This window comes from Nodosilinea sp. LEGE 07298, assembly GCF_015207265.1.
Lineage (GTDB): Bacteria > Cyanobacteriota > Cyanobacteriia > Phormidesmidales > Phormidesmidaceae > Nodosilinea.
Genome location: NZ_JADEXE010000314.1, coordinates 1 through 7,511 on the forward strand (window position 1 = coordinate 1; position 7,511 = coordinate 7,511).

The 7,511-nt window shown below is 58.4% G+C and carries 2 protein-coding genes; both read left to right on the forward strand.

Annotation, left to right across the window (positions count from 1 at the left end; translation table 11 throughout):
* The first annotated feature begins 113 nt into the window (after window positions 1–113).
* A complete protein-coding gene (locus IQ273_RS27800; protein WP_194026374.1) occupies window positions 114–1,685 on the forward strand; it encodes a hypothetical protein in 1,572 nt (523 codons plus the stop codon).
* Between the two features lie 2 nt (window positions 1,686–1,687).
* The coding region (locus tag IQ273_RS27805; RefSeq protein WP_228054002.1) for a strawberry notch C-terminal domain-containing protein at window positions 1,688–7,511 on the forward strand (5,824 nt) is incomplete at its 3' end.

A 7,511-nucleotide genomic window follows, 5' to 3' on the forward strand; every position in this document is an offset into this window, starting at 1 on the left:
TTGATCGATGGCGACACCGCCTACTTTTCGGTTCAAGGGCTGGAGGTGATTAACCGCATCACAATCATGCCCCTGATGGAGTTAGAAGGACTAGACCCCCTAAAGGAGGAACCATGCAAGCCGTAGTAAATCCCGGAGAAGCGAAACAAATTGAGCAGGACTATGCTCACACTACCCTGGCCTCTAGCGAAATGGCAGCGGCCACGGCTCAATCAACCGCCGAGGCTGTACAGGCATTTATCCAGATGCTGCGCGAGCGGCTACAGGCGGCTCGACAGAAGGAGCAAGACTCGGAAACTGAAGCACAGGATTCTCAGCCCGAGGATGCCGTGGATCCGCCCCAAGCTGTTGCTGAGCCTATCGAGATCAAGATGGGCCGCGAGATTGTCTACCGCGAAGGCTATGCCGATAAAGACCCCGTCAACAAGCTCAATGCCAATACATTGAAGCTGCTCCATGCCGCAGTAGATGCGCCTCCGCAAGCGGGGGCTGAGGCGACTACCGGGGCCAAAGGGACGATCAATATCAAGGCTGGAGATGAGCTGGTTTACCGGATGAGCAAGGGGGCTGTTGAGACCAACCGGCTGGAGCCTGACTCGGCTAACCAGGCGGAAGTATCTCATCCTGCTGTCGTCCAAGGGCCAACAGATTCGGCTCCGCAACGGACAAACGATACTGTGGCCCCAATCCCACCGCCTTTGTCCCCGGTCAAGGCGCAAGCAGAACCCGAGGTTTCCACAGCCAAGGACATTCCGGCCCTTGTGACGGCTGTAGTGCCAGAGCAACAACCATCTGCAAGTCAGCCTGTTCCCACCCGAGTTGCAGCTCAGCCCCTGGCCATGGCCTCACCCAAAGTGGTTTCCATCCTCGACGTGATGGAACGCCAGAACCAGCAGGTGATCGAAAAAGCCACCCAGAAATGGATGCAGCAGACCACTCGGGTGATGCGACGCTCGTCCCAGCAGTTGACTGAACGGGTGGTGGCTCTGGCTGCAAATATCCGCAGTCGGCAGGTCGCCTCTACAGCGGTGGATTTGCTCCAAAAGTACGGTACTGCCTATAGCCCTGGTCGAGGCTTCTACGTGGCTGAGAATTATGTGATCAGCTCTAAGGGCCGCATGGTCACCGTCTCAGACCGCGAAGGCATCGAGTTGATGACGGCTCGCAAAACTCGCTGGGGGTTGGACATCCTCAAAAACGACCTGGTGGCCTCCCAAGAGGCCGACTTTATGAAAGCCCGCCAGCAAATCCAGATCCAGGGGGTGGATGGTCTGTCCCCTGAGCCTCCTATGCGGGTGCGGCAGCTGGGCAACCTTGCGCCAGCCGGGGACATGGGCATCACCCGCGATCTCACTGCCCTGGCTCTGGCGAAAACCGCCCGCAAACTGCTTGATGTCACGGGCAGTCGCCCCAATGTCCAGGGCAAGCGAGTCTTCCAAGGGGGCAGCCAGTACCGGATTGAAGAAACCCCCAACAGCCTGAAAATTCAAGCGGGTGAGCGGGGTCAGATTCTTAGCATCGACAACGGCAAAATCAGGTCTGCTTTGACCTCCAAGGATGTGGCTTACTTCCGCTTTATTGACCGGGAACTCAGCCAGGATTTGCAGCGGCACCAACCGGCGACAGTGACGCCCCTGAACAGCCGACAACGCAGCCGCGCTGTCGGCATGGCCATGGGTGAGTAGGAATGGTAGAAGATTCCCAACAGCAGCTCGTGAACCACTTCACCGCCCATTTTCTGGGGGGTGAAGGGTTTACGACAATTACCGCCGCCCGACAACAGGCGGCGCTGGTGTTGGGCACACCGGTCAACCCCGGCACAGCGCTGGCCAAGCAGGTGGATGAAGCGGTGGAGGGGGCGGTGGTGCGAGCGGCCCAAGGGATTCTTCAAGCCTCGGCCACTTCCCTCGATGCCTATGAGCGGCTGGTCGAGTTGCACAACCGCCAGCCAGCCCTGAATGTCCGCTCCTCGACCAGCGTGTTGCAGCAGGCCTACAGTACGCCGATTCCCATCGCGTTTTTAGCCTCTACCCTGGCGGGCATTACCCCAGATACCACCGTCTACGAACCCTCTGCCGGACATGGCGCATTGCTGGTGGGAACTGACCCTACCCAGGTGAGCGTCAATGAACTCAATCCAGATCGCGCCGCTGACCTGCGGGCTCAGGGGTACCGCGTCACGGAGTGGGACGCAGCGGAGTATCAGCCAGAACGCCTGCACGATGTGGTGATTGCTAACCCTCCCTTTGGGGCGGTGCGAGATGCTCAGGGGCAGCGTAAACGGTTCAGGTTGCCCGGCAACCCGCGGGGGACGACCCAGATTGATCAGGCGATCTCGTTCCAAGCTCTAGGAGCGATGAAAGACGATGGTCGCGCCGTTCTGATCCTGGGTGGCAAGCTAGGGGCAGACGAAGAGCTCCGGTCTGAGCGCTACAACAGCCTGGAAAGTCGAGGCTTCTTCTATGCCCTGTATCAGCAGTACGCCGTTACCCAACACATTTCTATCTGGGGTGACCTGTACCGCAAACAGGGCGCGGGTTTTCCGATTGATTTGATTGTGATTTCAGGCCGAGGCCGGTCGGAACGCCCGTTACCGGCTGCTGATGTACCGATTATCTACAAGTCGTTTGCTGAACTCAAGGAGTTGATTTCCCATGAACCTATCCACCAGGCCCGTTTCTCCCTGGATGTACCCGTTCATGACCCGCCAGTATCCCAGTTTTCCCAACCTCTGGACGCTGGAGGGTCTGGGAACGCTATTCATCGTCAGGGTGCCACCAGCGCTAGAGCAGCTGAGCGAAGCGACTTACTTACAGCTGATGCAAACTCGGCTGGACAGAATGATTCAGGACTCCGTCTTAGAAACCTCCCAAATCGAGACGCAACAAGGGCTGGCCACCACCCTCAGCGAGTTGGACTGGGCTCAGGAGATTCCGATATTGGAGACGGACGACGACCCGGACTTCGCCCTGGAGTATTGGCGTCAGCAGTGGGCGGAGACCTTGATTCGGAGCAACTGGCGGTTTCAGGAACGACTGGGCTATTACGGGGGGATCTTTCCGGTAACGCCCGTAACCCCCAGCTATCCGGACTATCTGGACTGGCTAAGCCTGCACGACGAGACCACGCTAGAGGACTGGCTAGCCGAACTGAGCCTGTAGCCCTTCACCCAGAACTCACCATGAATACCCCTCTTTCAACCGGCGAGGCTGTGGCTCCGTCGGTAGACACTTACGATGTCCAGCCCCGGCAAGTGGCCTATGTGCCCAAAAGCAAGGGCTTCTCGACTCAAACCCTGATTCCGTTCAATATGGCCAGTGCGGCCCAGCAGGCACTGGAGTGCTTTGAGCAGCAGCACGGCGACATTGACGAGTACCTGGCTACCCGCCTGGGCTATGGTTCGGTCGCAGAACTCCACGGCTACTTCAGCGCGGAGCAGGTCGATGCCTCAGCCTTGGCGATCAGCAACATCGAGCGGGGCGCGGGGTTCATTACAGGCGACCAGACCGGCATCGGCAAGGGCCGCATCTGTGCCAGCATCATGCGCTATGCCCAGCAGCAAGGGAAGATCGCCCTGTTCGTTACCAAGGACAAACCGCTCTACGCCGACATGATGCGGGATGTGGGGGACATTGGGATGCGGCGGTTTACGCCCTTCATTACCGATAGCGGCACCGAGATTCCGCTAGCCAATGGCGCGTCGTTAAAGACTGCCGTGGCGGCGAAGCAACAGGCGGAAATGCAGGCGATGATTCAGCGGGGCAATCTGGGCCGCTACAGTGCCGTGTTTACCACCTATAGCCAGCTTCAGACCGTCGGGAAGAAGGAACCGCTGCGGCGAAACTTTTTGCGCAAGATGGCTCCCAATGCGATCTTGATTCTAGATGAGGCCCACCAGGCGGGGGGCAGCAAGGGGGGATGGAAAGAATCGGGGCCACCGGATCGGGCTGACTTTGTGCGGGAACTCATCGACCTGTCCTCGGGGGTGTTTTATTCCTCGGCGACCTACGCCAAACGGGCGGATGTGATGGATTTGTATGCCCGGCGCACCGATCTGCGGTTAGGCGTCAGCAGTATGACGGCGCTGGAGAATATCCTCACCCGTGGCGGGGTACCGCTTCAGCAGATTGTCGCCAGCAAGTTTGTCGCCTCCGGGCAAATGCTGCGCCGGGAGCGCTCCTATGAGGGGATTTCGTTTCAGGCCAAGACCGTGCCGGTGGATCGGGAAGTCGCCGATGACTTCTCGGCGGCGATGCGGGCGATCAAGGATTTTGACCGGGCTAAACAGAAGGCAGTGAAGGCGATCAGTAATGAGGCCAAGGCGGAAGCGAAGGCCCTGAAGCAGGATGGAGCGATTGGCGAGGTGGGAGCCCGGAGTACCAACTTCACCTCGCTGATGCACAACTGCATTGAACAGGGATTGCTGGCCCAAAAGGCGGATGCAACGGTGGAGGAAGCCATTGCGGCATTGAACCGGGGCGAAAAGCCCGTAATTACGGTGGCCAACACCATGGGCAGCTTCATCGAGGCCTATGCCGAGTCACAGGATTTGAGCCCTGGGGATGCAATGAGTCTCTCCTTTGGGGATCTGCTGGAACGGTATTTGGAGCGATCTAGAGACGTGGTGGTGACAGACTACCGGGGCCACTCCACGCGGCTGCGCCTCAGCGATGACCAACTCGGGGGCGATGCCGTTCTGGCCTACAAGGAAGCGCTGGATTGTATTCGCGAGAGTGACTTCAGCGGCATTCCCATCAGCCCCATCGACTACATCGAGCAGCAACTGGAGCGGGCAGGTTATCAGATTACCGAAGTCACCGGGCGCAAGGCGGGCATCGAGTACGGGGCCGGTGGCGCTATGGCCTACAAAGTACGGCTGGGGGAGGAAAAGACAGCCAAGGGTAGGATCGATGCGGTGGCCCGATTCAATGCCGGGGATGCGGACGTCATTCTGCTCAACTGCTCGGGCTCTACGGGGATTTCGCTGCACGCCTCAGAGAAGTTTGCTGATCAGCGGCCTCGCCACATGATTGTGGCCCAGGCGGAACGAGATATCAATGTGTTCATGCAGATGTTGGGACGGGTGCATCGTACCGGGCAGGTGGCGCTACCGAACTACACGTTGTTGATGGGGGATCTCCCAGCAGAAAAACGACCGGGGGCGATCCTCTGTCGCAAGATGGCGAGCCTGAATGCCAACACTACAGCAGCACGGGAGACCGATATCTCGCTGAACACCGTGGTGGATTTCATGAACCCCTACGGCGAGCAGGTGGTGACGGAGCTATTGGCGGATGACCCGGAACTGAATGCCAAGCTAGATTTTCCTGCCGCCAAGGCCGAAAACGATGCCTCCGATATTGCCCTAATCAAAAGGGTAACGGGGCGGATTCCACTGCTGCCCATTGCTGAACAAGAAGCGGTCTACAGCCTGATTGAGTCGGAGTACTGCGACCTGGTGGATCAGGCCAGGGCGATGGGGGAGAACATTCTGGAGGCAGATCAGCTGGATTTGGAGGCTCGTCCCCTGGCGCGGATGGAGGTGATGGCCGATGACAGTGAGACGGCCAGCGAGTTCACGGGGCCAGTGTATCTGGAGTTGGTGGAGGCGAAGAGTGAGAGCAAGCCGCTGACCCAGCTCCAGGCGATCAATGCGGTGCGGGAGGCGGTGGGGTTAGCTGAAGTATCAGCGGTAGATGCCCATGACCCAGATGCCCTGTCTGTGCTGGCCAGGCAACAGGTAGCGACGACAATTACCGAGTTGGAAACGCAGACAAACCGCTATCGGCAGGCGGCAGTGGCCCAAAAGCAGGACACCAAGGCCATTGAAAAACTCAACGATCGTATTGAGCAGCAGCTCACGCATGTCTCTAGCGTGCTGGAACAGTTCGTACCGGGGACACCGCTACGCCTGGTTACGCCTGCCAGCAAGACCATTCTCTATGGGGTGGTCGCTGGGGCGGATGCCAAGAAGCGATCTGGGAGTCCGGCAGCACCGAACCGTTGGAAGTTGAGGATTTTGGTGGCAGATGCGGCGCGACAGATTACGGTGCCCTTGTCGAAGTTCAACACGGGGCGGAGCGGCTCGCTGGATGCCACAGTTCAAGCCGAAGATTGGTTTGGCAATAGCGTGTATTCGCTGTTCGACATGCAGCAGGAGGCAGGGCGGGTCAACCGCCAGATCTTTACGGGGAATCTGATCAAGGCGTTTGAAAAGTATTCCAACGGCAAGCTGGTGAACTATACCGACTACCGGGGTGAAGTCTGCCAGGGGCTGATCATGCCCAAGGGATTTGATATTGAGGCGGAGCTGACCAAGGAGCCGGTGGCGTTTAAGGAGCCGCAGCAGGTGTTTCGGTTTCTCACAGATCTGACCAACCGGCAGGGGACGGTGAAGACCCTCGATGAGTTGTTGCTGCTGAAGCCGCAGCAGGCGGGGAACGGGTTCATCCTGCAAGCGCCGAAGTCGAAGGAGTCGGGTGGGCGGTATTACCTGGATGAGGATCTAATTGCGGCGGCGGGGTCAGATTTTTATTCAGTCGCCGATCGCATGGAAGTGGTCATCCCCCCAGAACGACTAGAGCGGGTGTTGGGAGTAGTGATGCACCAGCGGAACTACACGCTGGCAGCGTTTGAGTTTAAGGAGGTGGCGCGGCAGTTGATGGGAGTGTCGTTGCCAACACTGGAGAAGGTGGAGGTGGAAACGGTTAAGCCCACGGCTGTTTCCCAGCCGGTTACGATCGCCAGCCAACCCAGTCCAAAACCAGCCGTGGAAAAACCTGCGGTTGAAGCTCCAGTGTCCCCAGTTGTAACCAATCTGCCCCCGATGGGCCAATTGGAGAAACGGATTCTGCGGTTTTTGAGGAATGCGGGGATTGAGCAGGAGGTGATGGGCTCCCAGGAGTTCCATCTACGGATTGAGAATGAGCCATTCATTCCGCTAGTGGTGGAGCGGCAGGGGGATGAGTTGTATCTGACCCACTACCTGACCCAGAACGGGGATATGTTCATCGACTCGGAGATGGTGTTTCGGGTGCGGGCAGAGAGCCACATCGAGTTTAAGGAGACGGCGGTGCAGAGTTTGCGGGGTGGGGAGTCACGGCTGCCGGATCGCGCCTTCGCTCAGATTTTCTCCAAAAACATCGTGCAGCAGGGGTTCGCTGAAGCGGCTAAGGCCCAGCTTCAGGCGCAAGCGGAGCCCGAAGTTGAGGGGATGTCCCCGCAGGAACCGGAGGATGAGCGATTGCAGATGCCGAGTGATATGCGGCAATACTTGGTAGTGAAAGAGCAGTATCCCGACGCGATCGTGCTAGTGCAGTCGCCAGATCAGCGGTTTTATGAGGCATTTTTTGAGGGCGCTCAGCCCTTGATCGAGCATCTGGAGATGATTGGCACCAGCATGGAGTCTGGGGTAAAGGAACTCGGACGGGTACGAGTGGCAGGGTTCCCGGTGCAGAGTTTGCACAAGTATTTGGATAGGTTGACCCAGCAGGGGGAGGTGGTGATTGCGG

Coding starts and splice junctions, on each gene's coding strand:
- IQ273_RS27800 (WP_194026374.1), top strand. CDS start 114: ATGCAAGCCGTAGTAAATCCCGGAGAAGCGAAACAAATTGAGCAGGAC.